At 69.4% G+C, this 24,694-nt stretch carries 17 protein-coding genes; 11 read left to right on the top strand and 6 right to left on the bottom strand.

Annotated features, from left to right (window positions below; all coding sequences use genetic code 11):
- Positions 1 to 11 precede the first annotated feature (11 nt).
- Positions 12 to 1,661, top strand: a complete 1,650-nt coding sequence (gene recN / locus DIE12_RS21650; protein ID WP_124519945.1) for a DNA repair protein RecN — start codon at positions 12 to 14, stop codon at positions 1,659 to 1,661.
- A gap of 261 nt (positions 1,662 to 1,922) precedes the next feature.
- Here recN and glnE read toward each other — a convergent pair whose 3' ends face one another.
- Entirely contained in the window at positions 1,923 to 4,724 is a 2,802-nt protein-coding gene (gene glnE / locus DIE12_RS21645; protein ID WP_124551341.1) for a bifunctional [glutamate--ammonia ligase]-adenylyl-L-tyrosine phosphorylase/[glutamate--ammonia-ligase] adenylyltransferase, read from the bottom strand.
- A gap of 227 nt (positions 4,725 to 4,951) precedes the next feature.
- Here glnE and DIE12_RS21640 point away from each other — a divergent pair, with 227 nt between their 5' ends.
- The 4 genes from DIE12_RS21640 to aroG all read left to right on the top strand — a co-directional run bounded on the left by DIE12_RS21640 (position 4,952) and on the right by aroG (position 13,061).
- On the top strand, positions 4,952 to 9,151 hold the full coding sequence (locus DIE12_RS21640) for a YhdP family protein (protein WP_124551340.1): 4,200 nt from the start codon (positions 4,952 to 4,954) through the stop codon (positions 9,149 to 9,151).
- A gap of 51 nt (positions 9,152 to 9,202) precedes the next feature.
- The gene (locus tag DIE12_RS21635) at positions 9,203 to 10,030 is read left to right on the top strand and encodes a carbon-nitrogen hydrolase family protein (protein WP_124487965.1); all 828 of its coding nucleotides are present in this window, start codon (positions 9,203 to 9,205) and stop codon (positions 10,028 to 10,030) included.
- Between the two features lie 92 nt (positions 10,031 to 10,122).
- Positions 10,123 to 11,589 carry a metalloprotease TldD gene (gene tldD, locus DIE12_RS21630; RefSeq protein WP_124551339.1) on the top strand — a complete coding sequence of 489 codons (1,467 nt, stop codon included), beginning with the start codon at positions 10,123 to 10,125 and terminating at the stop codon, positions 11,587 to 11,589.
- Positions 11,590 to 11,987: 398 nt separating this feature from the next.
- On the top strand, positions 11,988 to 13,061 hold the full coding sequence (aroG, locus tag DIE12_RS21620; RefSeq protein ID WP_059465445.1) for a 3-deoxy-7-phosphoheptulonate synthase AroG: 1,074 nt from the start codon (positions 11,988 to 11,990) through the stop codon (positions 13,059 to 13,061).
- Between the two features lie 114 nt (positions 13,062 to 13,175).
- Here aroG and hmpA read toward each other — a convergent pair whose 3' ends face one another.
- Together hmpA and DIE12_RS21610 are read right to left on the bottom strand one after the other, a co-directional pair.
- Positions 13,176 to 14,384: an NO-inducible flavohemoprotein gene (gene hmpA, locus DIE12_RS21615; RefSeq protein ID WP_124551338.1), complete on the bottom strand. Its 1,209-nt coding sequence runs from the start codon at positions 14,382 to 14,384 to the stop codon at positions 13,176 to 13,178.
- Positions 14,385 to 14,478: 94 nt separating this feature from the next.
- The gene (locus DIE12_RS21610; RefSeq protein WP_044844034.1) at positions 14,479 to 15,030 is read right to left on the bottom strand and encodes a cob(I)yrinic acid a,c-diamide adenosyltransferase; all 552 of its coding nucleotides are present in this window, start codon (positions 15,028 to 15,030) and stop codon (positions 14,479 to 14,481) included.
- 140 nt (positions 15,031 to 15,170) lie between these two features.
- Between DIE12_RS21610 and DIE12_RS21605 the strand changes: the two genes are divergently transcribed.
- The 6 genes from DIE12_RS21605 (at position 15,171) to proC (ending at position 22,621) form a co-directional block, all read left to right on the top strand.
- Entirely contained in the window at positions 15,171 to 16,580 is a 1,410-nt protein-coding gene (locus DIE12_RS21605) for an FAD-binding oxidoreductase (RefSeq protein WP_124487967.1), read from the top strand.
- Between the two features lie 37 nt (positions 16,581 to 16,617).
- Positions 16,618 to 18,111 carry an FAD-linked oxidase C-terminal domain-containing protein gene (locus DIE12_RS21600; protein WP_044844032.1) on the top strand — a complete coding sequence of 498 codons (1,494 nt, stop codon included), beginning with the start codon at positions 16,618 to 16,620 and terminating at the stop codon, positions 18,109 to 18,111.
- A 180-nt stretch (positions 18,112 to 18,291) separates the two neighbouring features.
- Positions 18,292 to 19,380: a glycolate oxidase subunit GlcE gene (glcE, locus tag DIE12_RS21595; RefSeq protein ID WP_124519955.1), complete on the top strand. Its 1,089-nt coding sequence runs from the start codon at positions 18,292 to 18,294 to the stop codon at positions 19,378 to 19,380.
- A gap of 290 nt (positions 19,381 to 19,670) precedes the next feature.
- Complete coding sequence (gene glcF, locus DIE12_RS21590; protein ID WP_044844030.1) at positions 19,671 to 20,897, top strand: glycolate oxidase subunit GlcF; 1,227 nt, start codon at positions 19,671 to 19,673, stop codon at positions 20,895 to 20,897.
- Between the two features lie 162 nt (positions 20,898 to 21,059).
- On the top strand, positions 21,060 to 21,758 hold the full coding sequence (locus DIE12_RS21585; protein ID WP_124519959.1) for a YggS family pyridoxal phosphate-dependent enzyme: 699 nt from the start codon (positions 21,060 to 21,062) through the stop codon (positions 21,756 to 21,758).
- 50 nt (positions 21,759 to 21,808) lie between these two features.
- On the top strand, positions 21,809 to 22,621 hold the full coding sequence (gene proC / locus DIE12_RS21580) for a pyrroline-5-carboxylate reductase (protein ID WP_124487970.1): 813 nt from the start codon (positions 21,809 to 21,811) through the stop codon (positions 22,619 to 22,621).
- 102 nt (positions 22,622 to 22,723) lie between these two features.
- On the opposite strand, the gene ubiA is transcribed toward proC, so the two are convergent.
- The 3 genes from ubiA to DIE12_RS38160 all read right to left on the bottom strand — a co-directional run bounded on the left by ubiA (position 22,724) and on the right by DIE12_RS38160 (position 24,659).
- Positions 22,724 to 23,596, bottom strand: coding sequence for a 4-hydroxybenzoate octaprenyltransferase (gene ubiA / locus DIE12_RS21575; protein ID WP_124551337.1), 873 nt, complete (start codon positions 23,594 to 23,596; stop codon positions 22,724 to 22,726).
- Between the two features lie 298 nt (positions 23,597 to 23,894).
- Positions 23,895 to 24,383, bottom strand: a complete 489-nt coding sequence (dpsA, locus tag DIE12_RS21570; protein ID WP_044844027.1) for a non-specific DNA-binding protein DpsA — start codon at positions 24,381 to 24,383, stop codon at positions 23,895 to 23,897.
- Positions 24,384 to 24,503: 120 nt separating this feature from the next.
- Positions 24,504 to 24,659: a hypothetical protein gene (locus tag DIE12_RS38160; protein ID WP_185500316.1), complete on the bottom strand. Its 156-nt coding sequence runs from the start codon at positions 24,657 to 24,659 to the stop codon at positions 24,504 to 24,506.
- Positions 24,660 to 24,694: the final 35 nt, after the last annotated feature.

Genomic DNA, 24,694 nt, shown 5'->3' with positions numbered 1-24,694 from the left:
CGCCCGACACCATGCTCCGCCACCTCTCGATTCGCGACTTCGTCATCGTCGCCGCGCTCGATCTCGAATTCGACAGCGGCTTTACCGTCTTTTCCGGCGAAACCGGCGCCGGCAAATCGATCCTGATCGACGCGCTGGCCCTCGCGCTCGGCGAACGCGCCGACGCGAGCGTCGTGCGCGCCGGCTGCGGCCGCGCCGACATCACCGCCGAATTCACGCCGCACGACCGCGTCGCGCGCTGGCTCGACGAACACGCGTTCGACGCCGAGGACACCGTGATGCTGCGCCGCGTGATCGACGCGAACGGCCGCTCGCGTGCGTTCATCAACGGCACCAGCGCGACGCTCGCGCAGCTGCGCGAGCTCGGCGAGATGCTGGTCGACATCCACGGTCAGCACGCGCACCAGCTGCTGATGCGGCCCGACGCGCAGCGCGAGCTGTTCGACACGCACGCGGGGCTCGTGGCCGATGCCGCGAACGTCGCACGCGCGTGGCGCGTCTGGCGCGACGCAACGCAGGCGATCGACGCCGCGAAGGCGCATGAGCGCGAACTGCAGCTCGAACGCGAGAAGCTCGCCTGGCAGCTCGCCGAACTCGACAAGCTCGCACCACAACCCGGCGAATGGGACGAAGTCGGCAGCGAGCACAAGCGCCTGTCGCATTCGGCGAACCTGATCGCCGGCGTGCAGGGCGCGCTCAACGCGCTGTCCGAGGCCGACGACGCGATGCTCCCGCAGCTCGGCGCGATCGTGTCGAAGCTGCGCAGCCTGGCCGACTACGACACGGGGCTCGGCGATGCGCTCGCGTCGCTCGAACCGGCCGAAATCCAGCTGCAGGAAGCCGTCTATTCGCTGTCGCACTACGCGCAGCGCCTCGATCTCGACCCGGCCCGGCTCGCGCAGGTCGAAACGCGCCTCGACGCGCTGCACTCGACCGCCCGCAAGTTCCGGCTGCCGCCCGACACGCTGCACGAGGAACATGCGGCACGCCGCGCGCAGCTCGCCGCGCTCGACGCGGCCGCCGATCTCGGCGCGCTCGAAGCCGCGCAGGCGAAGGCACGGGAAGCCTATCTCGCCGACGCGAAACACCTGTCGACGGCCCGCGCGCAGGCCGCGAAGGCGCTCGGCACGGCCGTCACGGCCGGCATGCAGGAACTGTCGATGGCGGGCGGCAGCTTCGAAGTCGCGCTCGTGCCGCTCGCCGACGGCGGCCCGCACGGGCTCGAACAGGTCGAATTCCGGGTCGCCGGGCACCCGGGCGTGCCGCTGCGGCCGCTCGCGAAAGTCGCGTCGGGCGGCGAACTCGCACGGATCAGCCTCGCGCTGGCCGTGATCGCAAGCGCCGCCAGCCCGACGCCGACGCTGATTTTCGACGAAGTCGACACGGGGATCGGCGGCGGCGTCGCCGAGGTGGTCGGCCGCCTGCTGCACCAGCTCGGGCGCGACCGCCAGGTGCTGTGCGTGACGCACCTGCCGCAGGTCGCCGCACGCGGCGACCATCACTTCCAGGTCGCGAAAGGCGCCGACGAGCGCGGCGGCACCGTCTCGTCGGTCGTCCCGCTCGACAAGGCGAGCCGGGTCGAGGAAGTCGCGCGGATGCTCGGCGGGCTCGAGATCACCGCCACCACGCGCAAGCACGCGAAGGAAATGCTGGCGGCCTGACGCCGGCTTCGTCGGCCGAAATGCAGAAGATCGACGCATGCGCCGGTCCCGGACCGCCGACGAACCCCACGTTATTCGGAACGTGGCGTGTCGCCTTTCCCGGAACAGGCCTGCAGCGGCAGGGCGAGCAGGCAGACAGATCTGCCGGTCGAACCGCTCGCACGGCGCAGTTTTTCGATGGACGGGCGCCGCCCGAGCGCCGCCCGCCCTACCCCGCGGATTCGAGCGTCCTGCCGCGAACGCGGGATTCAAACGTCCGCCTCAAACGCCCGTTTCGACTGCGCCGAACACACGCTCCCACAACGCCGTCACGGCCGCCCGCTCGTCGGCCACCAGCGCCGGATCGACCCGCGCCTTCTCCATCCCGTCGAGCCGCAGCTTGTGCTGCAGCTTCCGGTACTTGCGGTACGCGGCGCCGACGCGCTCGGCCTCGTCCTCGCCCATCAGCCCGAACCGCGCGACCTCGCGCAGCAGCGCGATGTTGCCGGTGTTGCGGATCAGCTCGGCGTCGCTCGACGCATGCAGCAGCACCCAGTACTGGACGATGAACTCGATGTCGACCATCCCGCCGCGATCGTGCTTCAGGTCGAACAGCTCGGTCTGGTTCGGATGGCCGGCGAACACCTTGCCGCGCATGTCGACGATTTCCTTCGCGAGCACCGCCCCGTCGCGCGGCGTCGTCAGCACCTGCTGGCGGATCGCCTCGAAATCGGTGCCGATCTGCGGGTCGCCCGCGCTGTAGCGGGCGCGCGTCAGCGCCTGGTGTTCCCACACCCACGCGGTGTTGGCCGCGTCGCCCTCGCGCAACTGGTAGCGGCGGAACGCGTCGAGATCGGTCACGAGCAGCCCGGCCTCGCCGTTCGGCCGCAGCCGCAGGTCGATGTCGAACAGCGCGCCCGCGCCGGTCGCGGTCGTGAGCCACGTGATCAGCCGGCGCGTGAACGTCGTGTAGACGTCCGCCGAGCGCTCGTCGGGGTCGTCGTACAGGAAGATCAGGTCGAGATCGGATGCGTAGCCGAGCTCCTTGCCGCCGAGCTTGCCGTATGCGATCACCGCAAACTTCGGCACGTCGCGGTGGCGCTTCGCGAGCTGCGACCAGACGACTTCGATCGTCACGTCGAGCACCGCGTCGGCGAGCTCGGACAGGCGGTCGCTCACATGCTCGACCGACAACTGGCCGGCCAGGTCGATCAGCAGGATGCGGAACACTTCCGCGTGCTGCGCGTGCCGCAGCAGGTCCATCTGCTGCTCGGGGCCGTCGGCGGCCGCGAGGCGCGCACGCAATGCGTCCTTGAACGCAGGCCAGTCGAACGGGCTCGCGATCGCTTCGTCGTCGAGCAGTTCGTCGAGCAGCTGCGGATGGCGAATCAGGTAGCCGCCGCCCCAGCGCGTCGCGCCGAGCACCGACAGCACGCGGTCGAGCGCGGCCGGATACTCGGTCAGCAGCGCGAGATAGACGCCGCGCCGGCTGACCGTCTCGAGCAGGTCGAACAGCCGCACGATGGTGTCGTCGCGGCGCGCGGCGTCGATCCGCGGCGCGGCCTCGAGCGCGCGCTGCGCGACGCTGTCGAAGCGCTGCCGGCTCTTTTCGGGCAGGCCCGCGTAGCGCGACGACTGCCAGATCGCGCGCAGCCGCGCGAGCACGGCCGCCGGATCGGTGAAGCCCACGCCGTCGAGGCGCGCGAGCAGCGCGTCGTCTTCGCCGTCGTCGGCGAGCGCCCCGCTCCAGATCCACGTGGCGGCCGTGTCCTCGCCCGCCGCGCAGGGGCCGCCGTTCACCTTGTCGGCAAAGATCTGGTCGAACTGCGCCTCGACGAACGTCCGGTGACCGTCGAGCACCGTCATCAGCGCCGCATAGTCGGCAAAGCCGAGCGACGCGGCCAGCACCGCCCGCTCGCCCGCATCGACCGGCATCGCGTGCGTCTGCGCGTCGTCGCGGTACTGCAGCCGGTGCTCGAGCGTGCGCAGGAAGTTGTAGGCGTCGGTCAGGCGCTCGCGCACGTCCTCGCCGATCAGCCCGCGCGCCTGCGCATGGCGCAGCACCGCGAGCGTCGGCCGCACGCGGAATTCCGCATCCTGGCCGCCGCGGATCAGCTGGAACACCTGCGCGCTGAATTCGATTTCGCGGATCCCGCCGCGCCCGAGCTTGATGTCGTCGGCCTTGTCGGGCCGCATCGACGCGCGGCGCGCGGCTTCCTGGCGAATCTGCTGGTGCAGCGCACGGATCGCGCCGATCACGCCGAAGTCGAGATAGCGGCGGTATACGAACGGCTTGACGATCGATTCGAGCTGCGCCGCCAGCCGCCGCGCCGCGTCGCTGTCGCCTTCGGATACGAGCCGCCCCTTGATCCACGCGTAGCGCTCCCATTCGCGCCCCTGCACGTAGAAATACTCCTCGAGCATCCCGAGACTGCAGACGAGCGGCCCCGAATCGCCGTTCGGGCGCAGCCGCATGTCGACGCGAAACACGTAGCCGTCGGCCGTGACCTCGGACAGCACGCCGATCAGGCGGCGGCCGAGCCGCGTGAAATATTCCTGGGTGGACAGCGGCGAGCGCGTGCCGCCGGCCGTTTCGCCGTCGTCCTCGTAGACGAAGATCAGGTCGATGTCCGACGACACGTTCAGCTCGCGGCCGCCGAGCTTGCCCATCCCGACCACGCCGAGCACGACGCGCTGGCCGTCGGCGCCGCGCGGCTCGCCGTACATCGCCTCGAGTTCGGCCGACAGCAGCGCGAGCGAGCGCTGCACGGCCACTTCGGCGAGATCGGTCATCGCGCCCGTCACCTCGGCGACGCTCGCGACGCCGCGCAGGTCGCGCTCCGCGACCGCGCCGAACACCTCTATACGCAACTGCCGCAGCGCACGCTTCAGTTGCTCGTCGCCCGGCGCGGCCGTGCCGGCCGGCGCGGCGAGCAGTTCGGTCAGGCGCGCGTCGAGCTGCGCGCGCGTGAGCGGCGCGGCGGCCCACGCGGCGATCTGGTCGGACAGCGCGGGACGCGCGGCGGCCGCGCGGGCGAGATAGCGGGAATAGGACGTGCTGATCAGGGCGGAAGCGTCGGTCATCGAAAAGCGGGCCTGGCAGTAAGGCCCCGCTGCGGGAACAACGCGTGCGCGCCCCGCTGCCGACAGGCCCCTTGGACTCGGCGCGGTGTCGCGACGCGGGTGCGCCGCCGCGACAACCGCGCGCCGGAAAGCCCGTGCCATGCGGCCTCAACGGCCGCCGGCACGAACCCGTGTGATACATTTCAACGTCAGTCTGCAAAACTACCATATCGCCGCCCTTCCGCCGCATGTCCGACCGTCAGGAATCCGCCGTAGCTGAGCCCGAAGCGGGACCTCCGAAGCACGATCATCCGGTCCTGCGTCGCGTGTTCAGGGTGACGCTGGCAGTCGGGATCGGCACGTACTTCGTCGCGTCCGGCGTGTTCCTCGGGATGCGCTACGTGCTGCTGCCGCGCATCGACGAGTACCGCCCGCGCATCGAGCGCGCGGTGTCCGACAAGCTGCACGCACAGCTTTCGATCGGCAAGCTGTCTCCGCACTGGTCCGGCATGCAGCCGGGCGTCGAAGTCGCCAACCTCACCATTCGCGGCCGTGACGGCCAGATCGCGCTGTCGGTCCCGCACGCGACGGCAGCGCTGTCGTGGATGTCGCTGCTGCGGCTGTCGCCCGCGCTGTCGAGCCTGATCGTCGACCATCCCGACCTCGTCGTCGCGCGCGCCGCCGACGGCTCGCTGAGCGTCGCGGGCGTCGGCGTCGCGACCACCCATGGCGGCAACGACACGTTCGGCACGTGGCTGCTGAAGCAGGAAGCGATCGTGCTGCGCAACGGCACGCTGCGCTGGCGCGACGCGCAGCACGACGCACCGGAACTCGCGCTGTCCGGCATCCGCCTCGCGGTGCTCAACCACGGCCGCGAGCACAAGGCCGCGCTGCAGGCGCCCGCGAACGGCACGCTGCTGCTCGGCCCGCTCGATTTCCGCGCGCGTTTCCGCCACAAGCCGCTCGCGCCGATCGGCAAGCCGACGAACTGGACCGGCGACGCGTACCTGTCGACCGGCCCGGTCGACCTGCAAACGCTCGGCCGCTATCTCGACATTCCGCTCACGATCCACGCGGGCCGGATCGACAACGCGATCTGGGCGACCTTCCAGGACGGCCATCTGCGCTCCGCGGGCGGCGACTTGCAGGGCGCCGACGTCGTGCTGCGCGTCCGGCCGACCCAGCCGCGCCTGGACGTGCCGACGGTCGGGTTCGGCTGGGACATGGCGCTGGACGCCGGCCACGACTACACGCTGCACCTGACGCGCTTCAACGCGGAGCTCGGCCAGCCGCCGCTGCCGGACGGCACGCCGCTCGCCCGTTCGCTCGCGCTGTCGACGCTGACCGCCCGCTACCGCGTGCCGACCGCCGACCAGGGGCAGTTGCTCAGCGTCGTCGGCGACCGCGTCGATCTCGGCATCCTCAGCGAGTTCATCCGCGGGCTGCCGCTGCCCGCGCGGCTGCGCAACGAGCTGATCAAGCTCGACCCGCGCGGGATGGTGTCGAACTATCACATCGAGGTCGAACGCGCGAAGCCGGCGCGGCCCGACCTGGCCGACGAAGAGCGGCGCATGGGCGCCGCGCCGATCGTCCGCTACCGCTTCCTCGGCGATCTGCAGGGCATCAGCGTCGCCGCGCAGGAGCCGCCGCCGGGTCTTTCCCCGCGCGGTCACCCGCGCGCCGGCTGGCCGGGCGTCGAGAATTTGTGGGGCCGCATCGATGCGAAGGAAACCGGCGGCACCGCGCACTTCGACACGGTCAATGCGGCGGTCACGGTGCCCGGCGAATTCGACGAGCCGCGCCTGACCTTCGACCGGCTGCGCGGCAACGCGAAATGGGTGATCACGCCGGCGCCGGGCGAGAAGCACGCGCGCGTCGACGTGACGTTGCCCGACCTGTTCGTCGCGAACCCCGATGCGGAAATCGCGGTGTCGGGCACGTACACGAACCCCGGCCACGGCCGCGGCTCGCTCGACCTGCGCGCGGATTTCGCGCGCGCATCGGTTGCGCGCATTCCGCGCTACCTGCCGACCGGGATGTCCGAGCACCTGCGCGACTATCTCGGCCATGCGCTGCAGGACGGCCAGGTGACCAAGGGAGCCTCGATCGTCGCCCGCGGCCCGCTCGAGAAATTCCCGTTCGAACACGAGCCGGACGCCGGCGTGTTCCACATCGTCGCGCCGTTCACCGGCGGGCGCTTCGAGCCGACGCCGTACCCGCCGCGCAAGCTCGCGAACGGCACGCCGAGCATCTGGCCCGCACTCGACGGAATCGACGGTGTGTTCGAGCTCGCGCAGAACAAGCTGCGCTTCGACATCGCGCGCGCGCACTACAAGCGCGTCGCGCTAACGAAGGTCGCCGGCCGGATCGACGATCTCGGCAATCCGTCGAAGTCGCCGCTCATCATCGACGGCCATGCGCAAGGCCCGCTCGCGGACCTGATCGACTACGCGGACAACAGCTCGCTCGGCGCGATGAGCGGGCACATCGGCCAGCGGATCGATGCGCAGGGGCCCGCGGCGCTCGCGCTCAAGATCACGATTCCGCAGCACGTTCCGCATCCGCATACGCACGTCGAGGGCACGCTCGCGTTCGGCGGCAACACGCTGTCGACCGACGGCGTGCCGCCGCTGTCCGCGCTGCGCGGCAGCGTGCGTTTCAGCGAGGCCGGCGCGTCGCTGCACGAGCTGTCGGGGCGCTTCCTCGGCGGCCCGGTGCGCGCGAACGGCAACTTCCAGTCGCACGGCCCGTACGCGGTGGACGTCGACGGCAAGCTCGCGCTTGACGCCGCGCGCGGCCTGAACCTGCGCGGCACGGCCGCGGCGCTGCTCGAGCACGTGGTCGGCGACGCGCCGTACCAGCTCGCCGTGCGCGGCGCGCCGGGCCGCCTGCCGGAGGTCACCGCGCATTCCGACCTGACGGGCGTCGCGCTGAATTTCCCGGCGCCGTTCGCGAAACCGGCCGGCACGCCGATGCCGTTCCGCTTCACACTGCAGCCGGCCGCCCAGGCCGGCGGCAAGCGCCTCGAGCATGCCGACCTGACGCTCGGGCCCGTGTCTGCGACCTACCTGCTCGACGCCACGTCGGGCCAGCCGCTGCGCGCGGTGCGCGGCGCGATGGGCATCCACCGGATGCCCGACCTGCCGCAGGACGGCGTGAGCGCCGCCGTCGACGTCGACGAACTGGACGCCGACGCGTGGCTCGCGCTCGCCCGCACGCTGCAGCACGACACGCCGCGCGCGCCGGAGCCGCAGGCCGCGCCGCGCGTCGACGTCGCGAGCTTCACGCCGAAGCGCTTCGCGCTCCACTTCGGCACGCTGAAGCTGCTCAAGCGCAACTGGGAAAACGTGATCATCGGCGCGTCGCACGTCGACGAGCTGTGGCAGGCGAACATCGCGTCGAACCAGGTATCGGGCTACCTGTCGTGGGCGCCGGGCGGCGGCCACAACGGTGCGGGCGTGCTGAACGCGCGGCTCGCGAAGCTCGTGATCCCGCAGAGCGCGCAGCACGACCTCGTCGGCCGCGCGATGAACCTGCCGACGCCGACCGACCGGCCGATGCCGTCGGTCGACCTGATCGTCGACCAGGTCGTCGCGCGCGATCACGACATCGGCAGGCTCGTCGTCAACGCGCGCAACCTCGAGGAAGACGGCGCGCCGGTGTGGCAGCTCGACAAGTTCGAGCTGGCGAACCCGGCCGCGAAGCTGACGGCGACCGGCAACTGGCGCACGTCGCGCCGCGCGCTGGCCCGCGGCGTCGACGAAAATGATGCGCCGCGCCGCAGCGTGTTCGACTTCAAGCTCGACGTCGGCAACGCGGGCGCGCTGCTCGACCTCGTCGGCCTGCCGCGCACGCTTGCAAACGGCCACGGCACCGTGACCGGCAAGGTCGGCTGGCGCGGCGGCCCGACCGCGGTCGATCTGCCGTCGCTCGGCGGCCAGGTCGCGCTCGACCTGGAACACGGCCAGATCCTGAAGGTCGATCCGGGTGCCGCGAAACTGCTCGGCGTGCTGAGCCTGCAGAGCCTCGCGCGCTTCCTGACGCTGAATTTCCGCGACGTGATCGGCAAGGGACTGCCGTTCGACAAGATCACGGGCACCAGCCGGATCTCGAACGGGATCGCGCGCACCGACGACTTCTCGATGACGACGGCACCGGCGAACGTGACGGTGCGTGGCGCGGTCGACCTCGGCGCCGAGACGCAGGACCTGCACGCGCACGTCGCGCCGAAGATCGGCGCCGGCACGGCGGCAATCGCGGCCGCGATCATCAATCCGCTGCTGGGTGTCGGCGTGCTCGCCGCGAACTACGCGCTGTCGGAGACGCTGTCGCACGCGTTCGCGCTCGACTACGCGATCACGGGCTCGTGGGCGCATCCGCACATCGAGCGGGTGCGAGGCGATCAGGGTAAGATGAATCACGGTCCGGCCGATGCGGCGAGCCACTGACGCGCGCAGGGTGCCGGGCCGCACCCCATTTATGACGCAACCGATCCAGCGATGACCGATCACACCCGTTTCGCCACGCCCTTTCGGGTCGCCGCGCTGCAGATGGTGAGCACGCCGGACGTCGCACGCAATCTCGCCGAAGCCGGCCGCCTGATCGCGGAAGCGGCCGGCGACGGCGCGCAGCTCGTACTGCTGCCCGAGTATTTCTGCTTCATGGGCCATCGCGACACCGACAAGCTCGCGCTCGCCGAACCCTACCGCGACGGCCCGATCCAGCGCTTCCTGTCGGAGGCCGCGCACCGTCACGGCATCTGGGTGATCGGCGGCACGCTGCCGCTGAAGGCGCCGGAGCCCGATCGCGTGCTGAACACGACGCTCGTGTTCGACCCGAACGGCCAGGAAGCCGCCCGCTACGACAAGATCCACCTGTTCAACTTCGAGAAAGGCGACGAATCGTTCGACGAGGCGCGCACGATCCGCGCGGGCGACACGGTCGTCGCGTTCGACGCGCCGTTCGGGCGGGTCGGCCTGTCGGTCTGTTACGATCTGCGCTTTCCGGAGCTGTATCGCAGGATGGGCGACTGCGCGCTGATCGTCGTGCCGTCGGCGTTTACGTATACGACGGGCCGCGCGCACTGGGAAATGCTGCTGCGCGCGCGGGCCGTGGAGAACCAGTGCTACGTGCTCGCGGCCGCGCAAGGCGGCAAGCACGAGAACGGCCGGCGCACCTGGGGCCACAGCATGCTGATCGACCCGTGGGGCGAGATCGTCGCGGTCCGCGACGAAGGCGCGAGCGTCGTGACCGGCGCGCTCGATCCGCAGCGCATCGCCGACGTGCGCCAGAGCCTGCCCGCGTGGCGGCATCGCGTGCTGGCCTGAACCGCTGAACCGCCCGGCGCTTGAAACGCCGCCCGGCCAACCCATCTGCCCAGAACGCACCCGACAACTTTTTGAGAACCCTCGATACCCGCATGAACATCATCGAACCCGGCATCCGCAATCTTGCGCTGGCGAAGGACATCCTCCTCACGCCGTACGGCCTCGACGAGAGCCTGCTCACGCGCACGATCGCCGACATCTTCACGCATCGCGTCGACTACGCCGACCTGTACTTCCAGGCGACCCGCAGCGAAGCGTGGAGCCTCGAGGAAGGCATCGTGAAGTCGGGCAGCTTCAGCATCGACCAGGGCGTCGGCGTGCGCGCGGTCGCGGGCGACCGCACCGCGTTCGCCTACTCGGACGACCTGTCGCCGGAAGCCATCGCGCAGGCGGCCGCGGCCACCAAGGCGATCGCGGCGGCCGGCGGCGGCCGCCAGAAGATCAAGGCGGCGACGTCCCTGAAGGGCATCTCGGGCCGCGACCTGTACCTGCCGTCCGATCCGCTCGCGTCGCTCGACGCGATCGCGAAGGTCAAGCTGCTCGAGCGCATCGAGCAGATGGCGCGCGGGCGCGACCCGCGCGTCACGCAGGTGATGGCGGGCCTCGCCGGCGAATACGACGTCGTGCTGGTCGCGCGCAGCGACGGCGCGCTCGCGGCCGACATCCGCCCGCTCGTGCGCGTGTCGGTCACGGTGATCGCCGAACAGAACGGCCGCCGCGAGATCGGCTCCGGCGGCGGCGGCGGCCGCTTCGACTACGGCTACTTCACCGACGAAGTGCTGTCGCGCTACGTCGACGACGCCGTGCACGCGGCGCTCGTCAACCTCGACGCGCGCCCCGCGCCGGCCGGCGCGATGACCGTCGTGCTCGGGCCGGGCTGGCCGGGCGTGCTGCTGCACGAGGCGATCGGCCACGGCCTCGAGGGCGACTTCAACCGCAAGGGTTCGTCGGCGTTCGCCGGCCGGATCGGCGAGCAGGTCGCCGCGAAGGGCGTGACGGTGGTCGACGACGGCACGCTGCCGAACCGCCGCGGCTCGCTGAACATCGACGACGAAGGCAACCCGACGCAGTGCACGACGCTGATCGAGGACGGCATCCTGAAGGGCTACATCCAGGACACGCTGAACGCGCGCCTGATGAAGATGCCCGTCACCGGCAACGCGCGGCGCGAGTCGTACGCGGCGCTGCCGATGCCGCGCATGACCAACACGTACATGCTGAACGGCGACAAGGATCCGCAGGAAATCATCGCGTCGGTGAAGAACGGCCTGTACGCGGTGAACTTCGGCGGCGGCCAGGTCGACATCACGAACGGCAAGTTCGTGTTCTCGGCGTCCGAGGCGTACATGATCGAGAACGGCAAGATCACCTACCCGGTGAAGGGCGCGACGCTGATCGGCAGCGGCCCGGAATCGCTGAAGTACGTGAGCATGATCGGCAACGACATGTCGCTCGACTCGGGCGTCGGCGTGTGCGGCAAGGAAGGCCAGAGCGTGCCGGTCGGCGTCGGCCAGCCGACCCTGCGGATCGACAAGATGACGGTCGGCGGTACAGCATAACCGCATCGCGGCGCAGACAATCCGCGCATTTTGACAAAAGCGCGCGGATTCTCCGCATTTTTGAGCACCCCCGGTTGCCAGCGACGCGGCGACCGGGTATAAATTCCGAATCAACTTTTTTGACGAACCGAATCTCCGTCATGTCCGCCAAGTTTTATTTTTACTTTTTTTGGCATCTCAGACCGCTGGCGGATCGAGAGGGTTGATGGCGCGTGAAGCGCAACCGAAATTCCCGAAAAAACCGCCGGCGAACCCGGCGGTTTTTTTTCGCCCTTCGCCACCCGGTCGCCGCCGCAGCGGATCCCGCGGCCCCGACCGAAATCACTGAATCGCTTGAATCGATGAATCTGCCGCACGCGCACTGACCGAACGGCGCCCGCAAAACCAGGAGAAACAGCATGCCCCCGCACAACACCGACGACGTCCGCATCCGCGAACTCAAGGAACTGACGCCGCCCGCCCACCTGATCCGCGAATTCGCGTGCTCCGAGGCCGCGTCCGAGCTGATCTACAACTCGCGCCAGTCGATGCACCGCATCCTGCACGGGATGGACGACCGGCTGATCGTCGTGATCGGGCCGTGCTCGATCCACGATACGAAGGCGGCGATCGAGTACGCGGGGCGGCTCGTGAAGGAGCGCGAGCGCTTCAAGGGCGAGCTGGAAATCGTGATGCGCGTGTACTTCGAGAAGCCGCGCACGACGGTCGGCTGGAAGGGGCTCATCAACGATCCGCACCTCGACAACAGCTTCAAGATCAACGAAGGGCTGCGCACCGCGCGCGAGCTGCTGCTGCAGATCAACGAGATGGGGCTGCCGGCCGCGACCGAATACCTCGACATGATCAGCCCGCAGTACATCGCCGACCTGATCTCGTGGGGCGCGATCGGCGCGCGCACGACCGAGTCGCAGGTGCACCGCGAGCTGGCGTCGGGGCTGTCGTGCCCGGTCGGCTTCAAGAACGGCACCGACGGCAACGTGAAGATCGCGGTCGACGCGATCAAGGCCGCATCGCAGCCGCACCATTTCCTGTCGGTGACGAAGGGCGGCCATTCGGCGATCGTGTCGACGGCCGGCAACGAGGACTGCCACGTGATCCTGCGCGGCGGCAAGACGCCGAACTACGACGCGGACAGCGTGAACGCCGCGTGCGCGGACATCGGCAAGGCCGGCCTCGCCGCGCGACTGATGATCGACGCGAGCCACGCGAACAGCTCGAAGAAGCACGAGAACCAGATTCCCGTGTGCGCGGACATCGGCCGCCAGGTCGCGGCCGGCGACGAGCGCATCGTCGGCGTGATGATCGAGTCGCACCTCGTCGAGGGGCGCCAGGACCTGAAGGAAGGCTGCCCGCTGACCTACGGCCAGAGCATCACCGACGCCTGCATCGCGTGGGACGACAGCGTGAAGGTGCTCGAAGGCCTCGCGGAATCGGTGAAGGCACGCCGCGTCGCGCGCGGCAGCGGGAACTGATCGCCGGCGGGCCCGAGGCGGCACATGCCGCCTGCGGGCTCCGGCCTGCGCCGCAAGAAACGAAGCCCGGCTTGCGCCGGGCTTCTTCATGTGCGAGCAGCCGCCGTCAGATCCTCACTCGAGCGCGCCCGAGCCGAAGATCTCGGTGTTGATGCGTTCCGACGTGACGCCGAGCGCGACCAGCGCATCGCGTTGCGCCTTCATGAACGCGATCGGGCCGCAGATGTAGTAGTCGGCATCCGCAACCAGCGCGTATTGCTTCACGCGTTCCGGCGTCAGGCGCCCTTCGAGGTCGTGATCGATGCCGACGCGATCGTTCGGGCCGACCAGCTCGTACAGCACCGTGCGCTTGACGTTCGCGTGTTCGCGCACCGTATCGTTCAGCCAGTCGCGGAACGCATGCACCGCGCCCGACCGGCATGCGTGGACGAACCGCACTTCACGCGTGCTGCCTTCGCCGACCAGCGTCGAAGCCATCGACACCATCGGCGTCAGCCCGACGCCGCCCGAGATCAGCACGACCGGCGTATCGACGCCGCGCTTCAGCGAGAATTCGCCCATCGGCGCGGTCACCTCGACGATCGCGCCCTCCTCCACGCCGTCATGCATCAGCGTCGACACCTTGCCGGCCGGGATCGCTTCCGGCTGGCCGGCCTCGCGCTTCACCGAGATGCGCAGCCACTTGCCGTGCGGCGCGTCGGACAGGCTGTACTGGCGCGGCTGATCGACGCCGAGATCGCCGACGAAGCGCTTCACCGTGACGTACTGGCCCGGCGCGAAGGTCGGCGCGTCGCCGCCGTCGGCCGGCGTCAGGTAGAACGACGTGATCTCGTCGCTCTCACGCACCTTGCGGGCAACCTTGAACGGACGGAAGCCGCTCCACGCGGCGCCCGCGTACAGGTCGGCCTCGGCGCCGATCAGGATCTGCGCGAGCTGGCCGTACGCGACGCGCCATGCCTCGAGCGTCTGAGCGTCGACCGCATCGCCGAGCACTTCGACGATCGACGCGAGCAGGTTCTCGCCGACGATCGGGTAATGCTCGGGGCGGATGTTCAGGCTCGCGTGCTTGTGCGCGATGTGCGACACCGCCCCGCCGAGCGCGCCGAGGTTGTCGATGTTCGCCGCATACGCATAGACCGCCTTCGCGAGCGTTTCCGGCTGGCTGCCGGTCTTCTGGTGCGTCTGGTTGAACAGGTTCTTCAGTTCCGGATGCCGCGCGAACATGCGCTGGTAGAAATGCTTCGTGATCGTCGCGCCGTGCACGGCGAGGACAGGGGCAGTGGCCTTCACGCGAGCCATCTGGTCAGCGGTGATGTGGGTCATGTTCGTTCTCCGTTAAACATGCGCACACAATACATCTTTAAAAACAGACGTCCGTCGGGCAAATTGTCGCAGCGCGGAAACACGACGCCGGGCGTCAGCGGACGCGCCCGCGCTCCCACAGCACGTCCGAGCCGCCATCCGCGCGGTTCAGCACACGCGCCAGCACGAACAGCAGGTCCGACAGCCGGTTCACGTAACGCCGCGGCGCGTCATTGAGCGTGTCGGTGCGCCCGAGCGCGACGATCGAGCGCTCCGCGCGGCGGCACACCGTCCGGCAGACGTGCGCGAGCGACGCCGCACGCGAGCCGGCCGGCAGGATGAATTCCTTCAGCGGCGGCAGCGTCGCGTTGTAGTCGGCCAGCCACGTGTCGAGGCGCGCGAGGTGCGTGTCGTCGAGCACCGCATGGCCGGGAATGCACAGCTCGCCGCCGAGATCGAACAGGTCGTGCTGGATCGTGACGAGCGCCGTGCGCACGTCGTCCGGCAGCGTCTCGGCGAGCAGCACGCCAAGATTCGAGTTCAGTTCGTCGACGTCGCCGATCGCAGCGATCCGCGCGTCGTCCTTGCCGATGCGCCGGCCGTCGCCGAGGCCGGTGGTGCCGTCGTCGCCCGTGCGCGTCGCGATCTTGCTCAAGCGGTTGCCCATGCGAATGTCCTCTCGTGCGCGGCCGCGATGCGGCCCGGTTGGGTTGGTACGCGATTATCGCAGCCCGCGGCGGCGGGCGCAGCGGGCGTTCCAGCGTAGAATGGGCCGAAGGTTTGACAAGCAGTCGTCAGGAGACATTCGTGAATCACCCTGCCCCGCCGGCCACCACGCGCCGCCCGCTGCCCCCCGCCATGCTCGATGCGCTGCGCGCCGCCTTCGGCGAGCGCGTGTCGACCGCCGACGCCGTCCGCGCCCATCACGGCCGCGACGAATCGCCGTTCGATCCGCAACTGCCCGACGCCGTCGTGTTCGCCCGCAACGCCGATGAAGTCCGCCAAGTCGTGTCGCTGTGCGCGCTCTACAGCGTGCCGCTGATCCCGTACGGCGCCGGCTCGTCGCTCGAAGGCCATCTGCTCGCGGTGCGCGGCGGCGTCTCGCTCGACTTGTCGGAAATGAACCGTGTGCTGTCGATCAACGCGGAAGACCTGACGGTCACGGTCGAACCGGGCATCACGCGCAAGGCGCTCAACGAAGCGCTGCGCGACACCGGCCTGTTCTTCCCGATCGATCCGGGCGCCGACGCCAGCATCGGCGGGATGACCGCGACCCGCGCGTCGGGCACCAACGCCGTGCGCTACGGAACCATGCGCGAGAACGTGCTCGGCCTGACCGCCGTGCTCGCCGACGGCCGCGTCGTGAAGACGGGCTCGCGCGCGCGCAAGTCGTCCGCCGGCTACGACCTCACGCGCCTGTTCGTCGGCTCCGAAGGCACGCTCGGCGTGATCACCGAGATCACGCTGCGCCTGCATCCGCTGCCCGAAGCCGTGTCGGCCGCGATCTGCACGTTCCCGTCGATGGGCGACGCGGTGCGCACGGTGATCGAAACGATCCAGATCGGCGTGCCGATCGCGCGCGTCGAATTCGTCGACGCGCTCGCGGTGCGCTCGATCAACCGCCATTCGAACCTGACGCTCGCCGAAGCGCCGACGCTGTTCTTCGAATTCCACGGCACCGAGGCCGGCGTGAAGGAACAGGCCGAGCTCGTGCAGGCGCTCGCGGGCCAGAACAACGGCCAGGGCTTCGAATGGGCGACCCGTCCCGAGGACCGCACGCGGCTCTGGGCCGCGCGCCACAACGCGTACTTCGCGATGCTGCAGCTGAAGCCCGGCTGCCGCGCGGTGACGACCGACGTGTGCGTGCCGATCTCGCAGCTCGCCGCGTGCGTCGAGGAAACCGAGATCGACCTGCGCGCATCGTCGCTGCCCTGCCCGATCGTCGGCCACGTCGGCGACGGCAATTTCCACGTCGCGATCCTGATCGATCCCGACAGGCCCGAGGAAATCGACGAAGCCGAACGCATCAACGACCGGATCGTCGAGCGCGCGCTGCGCCTCGGCGGCACCTGCACCGGCGAACACGGCGTCGGGCTGCACAAGATGCGCTTCCTGCCGAAGGAGCACGGCGACAACGCGATCGACGCGATGCGCGCGATCAAGCTGGCGCTCGATCCGCGCAACCTGATGAATCCCGGCAAGATCTTCACGTGCTGACACGGCGGCGCGCCGCCGCGCCCCGGCTGGAGACCCAATGAACGCTTCCGTCGAACTGTCGAGCGCGACCCGCGCGCAGCGCCAGCGCGAAGTCGTGCAGGCGCTGATGGCCGTGCTGCCGACGCATTGCCTGCTGTTCCGCGACGAAGACACCGCGCCGTACGAATGCGACGGCCTGTCGGCGTACCGCCGGCTGCCGCTCGCGGTCGCGCTGCCCGAAACCGAATCGCAGGTGCAGCGGATCGTGCAGATCTGCCGCCGCATGGAAGTGCCGATCGTGCCGCGCGGCGCCGGCACGAGCCTGTCCGGCGGCGCGCTGCCGATCGCGAACGGCGTCGTGCTGTCGCTCGCGCGCTTCACGCGCATCGTCGAGGTCGATCCGTACGCGCGCACGGCCACCGTGCAGCCCGGCGTGCGCAACCTCGCGATTTCGGAAGCCGCCGCGCCTTACGGGCTGTATTACGCCCCCGATCCTTCGTCGCAGATCGCCTGCACGATCGGCGGCAACGTCGCGGAAAATTCCGGCGGCGTCCATTGCCTGAAATACGGGCTGACGGTGCACAACGTGATGCGCGTGCGCGCGGTCACGATCGACGGCGAGGTCGTCGAATTCGGCTCGCTCGGTCTCGACGCGCCGGGCCTCGACCTGCTCGCGGTGATGATCGGCAGCGAAGGGATGTTCGCGATCGTCACCGAAATCACGGTGAAGCTGATCCCGAAACCGCAGACCGCGCAGCTCGTGATGGCAAGCTTCGACGATGTCGTGAAGGGCGGCGAGGCGGTCGCCGCGATCATCGCGTCGGGCATCATCCCGGCGGGGCTGGAGATGATGGACAAGCCGGCCACCCAGGCCGTCGAGGCGTTCACGCACGCGGGGTACGACCTCGACGCGAAGGCGATCCTGCTGTGTGAATCGGACGGCACGCCCGAAGAAGTCGCGGAGGAAATCGTCCGCATGACGGCCGTGCTGCGCGAGCATGGCGCGACGCGCATCCAGGTGTCGCGCAACGAAAGCGAGCGGCTGCGCTTCTGGTCCGGCCGCAAGAACGCGTTCCCGGCCGCCGGGCGCATTTCCGCCGACTATTACTGCATGGACGGCACCGTGCCGCGCCGTGCGATCGGCCCGCTGCTCGCCCGCATCGAGCAGCTCGAGACGCGCTACGGGCTGCGCTGCATCAACGTGTTCCATGCCGGCGACGGCAACATGCATCCGCTGATTCTCTACAACGCGAACGATCCGGACGAGCTGCACCGCGCCGAGCAGTTCGGCGCGGAAATCCTCGAATGCTGCGTGGAATTCGGCGGCAGCGTGACGGGCGAGCACGGCGTCGGCATCGAAAAGCTGAATTCGATGTGCGTGCAGTTCTCGCCGCAGGAGCGCGATGCGTTCTTCGCGGTCAAGCGCGCGTTCGATCCGGCCGGGCTGCTGAATCCCGACAAGGGCATCCCGACCCGCGCGCGCTGCGCCGAATATGGCCGCCAGCACGTGCGCGGAGGGCTGCTGCCGCACCCCGACCTGCCGCGCTTCTGAGCGCCGCGCGGTGCGCGGCCCCTGCCGCCGCGCGGGCCGCGATGTGCCGCCCTGCCCGCGCCGGCCGTGCGCGCGGCGACGCCCGCATGCATTCGTCATGCGTGGCTTAGGGATAGTCGCGATGTGGATTCGCGCCACCCCGGTACAATCGACCGGACAACAACGAGGCAGCAATACAACATGGAAGAGGACGACATCGTCGCCGGATGGGCCGAGCGCATCCGTGCCGCCAGTGCCGACGGCCGGCCGCTGCGGATTCGCGGCGGCGGTACCAAGGACTGGTACGGCCAGGCGCTGGACGGCGAAATACTCGACACGCGCGCGTTTCAGGGCGTCGTGTCGTACGACCCGGCCGAACTCGTCGTCACGGTCCGCGCGGGCACGCCGCTCGCGCAGCTTGAAGCCGTCCTCGCCGAGTGCGGCCAGATGCTGCCGTTCGAGCCGCCTCACTTCGGCCGCGCGGCCACCGTCGGCGGCTGCGTCGCGGCGGGCCTCGCGGGGCCGCGCCGCGCGACCTGCGGCGCGCCGCGCGATTTCGTGCTCGGCGTCACGCTGATGAACGGCCGCGGCGAAGCACTGCGCTTCGGCGGGCAGGTCGTGAAGAACGTCGCCGGCTACGACGTGTCGCGGCTGATGGCCGGCTCGCTCGGCACGCTCGGGCTGATGCTCGAGCTGTCGATCAAGGTGCTGCCGGTGCCCGTCGCCGAAGTCACGCTGAAGTTCGAGATGACCGCGACCGACGCGGTGCGCAAGCTCAACGAATGGGGCGGCCATCCGCTGCCCGTCAGCGCGAGCGCGTGGCGCAACGGCACGCTCGTGCTGCGGCTGTCGGGCGCCGAGGCGGCCGTGAAATCGGCGAAGACGCTGCTCGGCGGCGAAGTCGTCGACGCGGTCGAGGCCGAGCGCTTCTGGGCCGGCGTGCGCGAGCACACCGACCCGTTCTTCAACGGCATCCCGCCCGGCTATGCGCTGTGGCGGCTCGCGCTGCCGTCGATCACCGAACCGATGCACCTGCCCGGCACCCAGCTGATGGAATGGGGCGGCGCGCAGCGCTGGTGGATCACCGACGCCGACGCGCAGACGGTGCGCATGAGCGCGAAGCAGGCCGGCGGCCATGCGACGCTGTTCCGCGCGGGCGAGTCCTACGACCGCAGCGCGGGCGTGTTCACGCCGCTGCCCGCGCCGCTGATGAAGATTCACCGCGGGCTGAAGGCTGCGTTCGATCCCGCGCGCATCTTCAACCGCGGCCGGCTTTACCCTGATCTTTAGGGTCTGTTTATATATGGAACGCACATGCGAATGCCCGAAATCGCGCGTAGGGCAAGAAGTGAGGAGCGCCGTTTGGCCGAGCCAAACAAGCGACGAGCGACGCCGCCATACGGGCGATTTCGGGCATTCCCGTGGAATGAATCTTTTGATTAGGGGTTGCCACGAGAACGGCCGCTCGCCGCGTTGCGCTCCTTGCGAATACGCCAGTATTCGCGGCGTCACGCGCCTCGCGAGCGGCCGTTCTCGTGGCAACGCATGCGCGTTCCATATATAAACAGACCCTAAGATCGATGCAAACGAACCTCGCCGATTTCATCCGCAATACGCCCGACGGCGACGAGGCCGACGCGATCCTGCGCAAGTGCGTGCATTGCGGCTTCTGCACCGCGACGTGCCCGACCTATCAGCTGCTCGGCGACGAACTCGACGGCCCGCGCGGCCGCATCTACCTGATCAAGCAGATGGTCGAAGGCGCGCCCGTCACGCGCAGCACGCAGCAGCACCTCGACCGCTGCCTCACCTGCCGCAGCTGCGAGACGACCTGCCCGTCGGGTGTCCAGTACGGCCGGCTCGTCGAAATCGGCCGCAAGCACGTCGAGGCGCAAGTGCAGCGCCCCGTGCAGCAACGGCTCGTGCGCCGCGTGCTCGCCAGCCTCGTGCCGAACGCGGCGCTGTTCTCGCCGCTCATGCGGCTCGGCCAGCACATGCGGCCGCTCTTGCCGAAACGGCTGCGCGACAAGGTGCCGCCGCGCACGCGGCTGCTCGAATGGCCGCAGCGCCCCCATTCACGCAAGATGCTGATGCTCGCCGGCTGCGTGCAGCCGTCGATGCTGCCGAACATCAACATCGCGACCGCGCGCGTGCTCGACGCGCTCGGGGTCGAGACGATCGTCGCGCCCGACGCGGGCTGCTGCGGCGCGATCCGCCTGCACCTGAACTATCACGACGAGGCGCTCGACGACGCGCGCCGCAACATCGACGCGTGGTGGCCGTACGTCGAGCAAGGCGCCGAGGCGATCGTGATGAACGCAACGGGCTGCGGCGCGACGGTGCTCGAATACGCGCACCTGCTGCGCGACGATCCGGCCTATGCGGAGAAGGCGCAGCGCATCGTCGCGCTGACGCGCGACATCTCCGACGTGCTGCTCGCGTTCGAGGCCGAGATCGCGACGCTCGCGCGGCGCCGCGCGATCCATACCGTCGCGTACCACCCGCCGTGCACGCTGCAGCACGGCCAGCAGTCGCGCGGCAAGGTCGAGCGCCTGCTCGAGACGCTCGGCATCGACGTGCGGCTGCCGGCCGACAGCCATCTGTGCTGCGGCTCGGCCGGCACCTATTCGCTGACGCAGCCGTCGCTGTCGTACCGGCTGCGCAAGCAGAAACTGCTGAAGCTGCAGGCACTCGAGCCGCAGATGATCGTGTCCGGCAACGTCGGCTGCATCGCGCACCTGCAAAGCGGCACGCAGATTCCGGTCGCGCACTGGATCCAGCTCGTCGAACATCTGCTGTACGGCTGACGCGGATGGCCGGCCCCGCCGGCGCCCCGTCCGTATAATGGGCGAACCGATGCGGCGCGTGCCGTGCCGCATCCGCTGCCGCATTCGTCACCGCATTCGTCACCGCATTCGTCACCGCATTCGTCGCCGTACTCGCTTCCCGTGCCTGCTTCCGTGCCCGTCATGTCCGATTTCGCCGTTCGTCTCGATTCCGTTCACCGCCGCATCGCCGACGCCGCCCGCGCGGCCGGCCGTGATCCCGCCACCGTCTCGCTGCTCGCCGTGTCGAAGACGTTTCCCGCCGACGACGTGCGCGCCGCGCATGCGGCCGGCCAACGCGCGTTCGGCGAGAACTACGTGCAGGAATCGATCGACAAGATCGACGCGCTCGCGGATCTGCGCGCCGCGCTCGAATGGCATTTCATCGGGCCGCTGCAATCGAACAAGACGCGCCCGGTCGCCGAACGGTTCGACTGGGTCCATTCGGTCGACCGGCTCAAGATCGCGCAGCGCCTCGCCGAACAGCGCCCCGCGCACCTGCCGCCGCTCAACGTATGCGTGCAGGTGAACATCAGCGGCGAGGCGTCGAAGAGCGGTGTCGCGCCGGCCGACGTGGCCGACGTCGCGCGCGCGGTCGCCGCGCTGCCGGCGCTGCGCCTGCGCGGCCTGATGGCGATTCCCGAGCCGGCCGGCGATATCGATGCGCAACGCGTGCCGCATCGCGCGCTGCGCGCGCTGTACGACGCATTGCGCGCCGACGGCCTGCCGCTCGACACGTTGTCGATGGGCATGTCCGCCGATCTCGAGGCCGCGGTGCTCGAAGGCGCGACCATCGTGCGCGTCGGCACCGCGATCTTCGGCGCCCGCGATTATTCGCACTGAGCGCCGCCCTTTTCCGCCTTCCCGTTCACTCACTTGCTCAATTCGACACCATGAAAATCGCATTCATCGGCGGCGGCAACATGGCCGCGGCCCTGATCGGCGGCCTGATCAAGCGCGGCGTCGCCGCTGACGGCCTGTATGCCATCGACGTCAACGAAGACGCCCGCGCGCGCACCGCGCAGCAGTTCGGCATCCGCACCGGCGCGGCCGTCGACGCGACGCTCGCGGACTACGACGCGATCGTGCTCGCGGTGAAACCGCAGGTGCTGAAGGACGTCGCGCAGGCGCTCGCGCCGCACCTGAAGTCGCAGCTCGTGATCAGCATCGCGGCCGGCATCCGCGGCACCGACCTCGCCCGCTGGCTCGGCGACTACGCACGCGTCGTGCGCACGATGCCGAACACGCCGGCGCTGGTCGGCATGGGCGTGACGGGCCTCGCCGCGCTGCCGGGCGTCGACGCGGCCGGTCGCGAGCTCGCGTCGAACGTGCTCGGCGCGGTCGGCGAGATCGTCTGGTTCGACGACGAAGCGCAGCTCGACGCGGTCACGGCGATCTCGGGCAGCGGCCCGGCGTACGTGTTCTATTTCATCGAAGCGCTGCAGGAAGCCGCGCGCCGCCTCGGCATGAACGACGAACAGGGCCGCGCGCTCGCGGTCGCGACGTTCGCGGGCGCCGCGCAACTCGCCGCGCAGTCGGGCGAACCGGCGAGCGTGCTGCGCGAGCGCGTGACGTCGAAGGGCGGCACGACGGCCGCCGCGCTCGCGTCGTTCGACGCGCAAGGCGTGAAGGAAGCGATCGTGCGCGGCGCGCTCGCGGCCGAGGCACGCGCGAAGGAAATGGGCGACGAGCTCGGTCGCGCGTAAGCGCCGCGTCATCGGCCGGGCTTGCCCGGCCGCGCCAACAAAAAAAGCGGCCGCGGCCGCTTTTTTGTTGGCATCGCGCGCCGGCGAGGTGCCCGTACCGCTTCAGTTGGCAGCCGGCCCCGCCAGCAGGTAATGCACGGCGATCCCCGCGAACAGCACGCCGCCGAGCCAGTTGTTGTGCCGGAACGCCGCGAAGCACGGCATCCGCTCGCGACCCTTGATCAGCGTGTAGTGATACAGCGCGCAGCCGACCGCCGCGGCCCAGCCGGCCCAGTACGCGAGACCGAAGCCGAGCGTCACGCCGATCCACACGTAGATGCCGAGCGTCACCGCATAGCACGCCATCACGGCCGCGACGTCGAAGCGGCCGAACGTCAGCGCGGACGTGCGAATGCCGATCTTGATGTCGTCGTCGCGGTCGACCATCGCGTATTCGGTGTCGTACGCGACCGACCAGAAGATGTTCGCCACCAGCATCACCCACGCGAGCATCGGCACCGTGTCCTGCACGGCCGCGAACGCCATCGGGATGCCGAAGCCGAACGCGATGCCGAGATACGCCTGCGGAATCGCGAAGAAACGCTTCATGAACGGGTACGAGCCGGCGACGAACAGCGCGACGACCGACAGCTCCTTCGTCAGCGTGTTGAGCGGCAGGATCAGCAGGAACGCGATGAACGACAGCACCACCGCGATCGCGACGGCTTCCCATGCGCGGATCTTACCCGACGTCAGCGGCCGGTCGGCCGTGCGCTTCACGTGACGGTCGAAATCGCGGTCGGCATAGTCGTTCATCGCGCAGCCGGCCGAGCGCATCAGCAGCGTGCCGAGCGCGAAGATCACCAGCAGCGGCCAGCGCGGATGGCCGTCCGACGCGATCCACAGTGCGTTGAGCGTCGGCCAGAGCAGCAGCAGGCTGCCGATCGGCTTGTCCATCCGGACGAGCCGCAGGTACAGGGGAAAGCGGGCGAGCATGGCGAACCACCGGGAAGAGAATCCCGGCATTTTAGAGCCGAGCGGCGGTTCGCGTCATGTCGGGACGGCCCGCAGCCGGGTGCGGCGGCGCGCGCGCAGGCTGCCCTGGCCCGCTGCACGCGGCCGAGCAGCCGCATACGTCGATCAGGGGACAGATGCATGGGCGGTGCGCAGCCCGCCCTGCCCGACATTCGATGCCGATGCAGGCAATCCGACCCCGCTTCGACTTCGGGACACCGCCCGGTTGCCGATCACCCACTGACACCGGCCGCACGACGCACGGCCAGTCACCCCGGATTCAGGCAAGCAGCGACCGCAGCATCCACGCGGTCTTTTCATGCGTCTGCAGACGCTGCGTCAGCAGGTCGGCGGTCGGCTCGTCGCTCGCCGCATCGGCGATCGGGAAGATTTCGCGCGCGGTGCGCACGACCGTCTCGTGCCCTTCGACGAGCTGGCGGATCATCTCTTCGGCCGCCGGCACGCCGTTCGCTTCCGGCACCGACGACAGCTTCGCGAAATCCGCGAACGTGCCCGGCGCGACGACGCCGAGCGTGCGAATGCGCTCGGCGACCAGGTCGACCGCGAGCCACAGTTCGTTGTACTGCTCTTCGAACATCAGATGCAGCGTGTTGAACATCGGACCCGTGACGTTCCAGTGGAAGTTGTGGGTCTTCAGGTACAGCGAAAACGTGTCGGCGAGCAGACGCGACAGGCCGTCCGCGATCTTCTTGCGGTCCTTGTCGCTGATGCCGATGTTGATCTGCGTGGCGTTGCCTTTCCTGGCCATCTTCGGGACTCCTCATTCGAAATGTTGAACCGGCGAAAACGCGTCGAGCAATCCGCATGCCGCGCCGTGCGGCATCCGTTCGCGACGTGCCAGTCTAGCGCGGCGCGCGATTCGCTGCGCTCAGCCGCCGGCGCTCGACACGAGCGGTGCGAGCGCGTGCAGCGCCTGCGCGACCAGCTCGGCCGCACCGCCGATGACGATCGCGAAACCGACGATACGGCGCGCCAGCTCGGCCGGCGTGAACGCGGCGCGCATGTTCAGCATCATTTGCGTCATGGTCGTCACTCCTTCGACAAGACCTTGAACCGGAA

Source organism: Burkholderia sp. Bp9015, from assembly GCF_003853505.1.
Taxonomy (GTDB): domain Bacteria; phylum Pseudomonadota; class Gammaproteobacteria; order Burkholderiales; family Burkholderiaceae; genus Burkholderia.
This window is presented reverse-complemented; position numbering and strand designations above follow the sequence as displayed.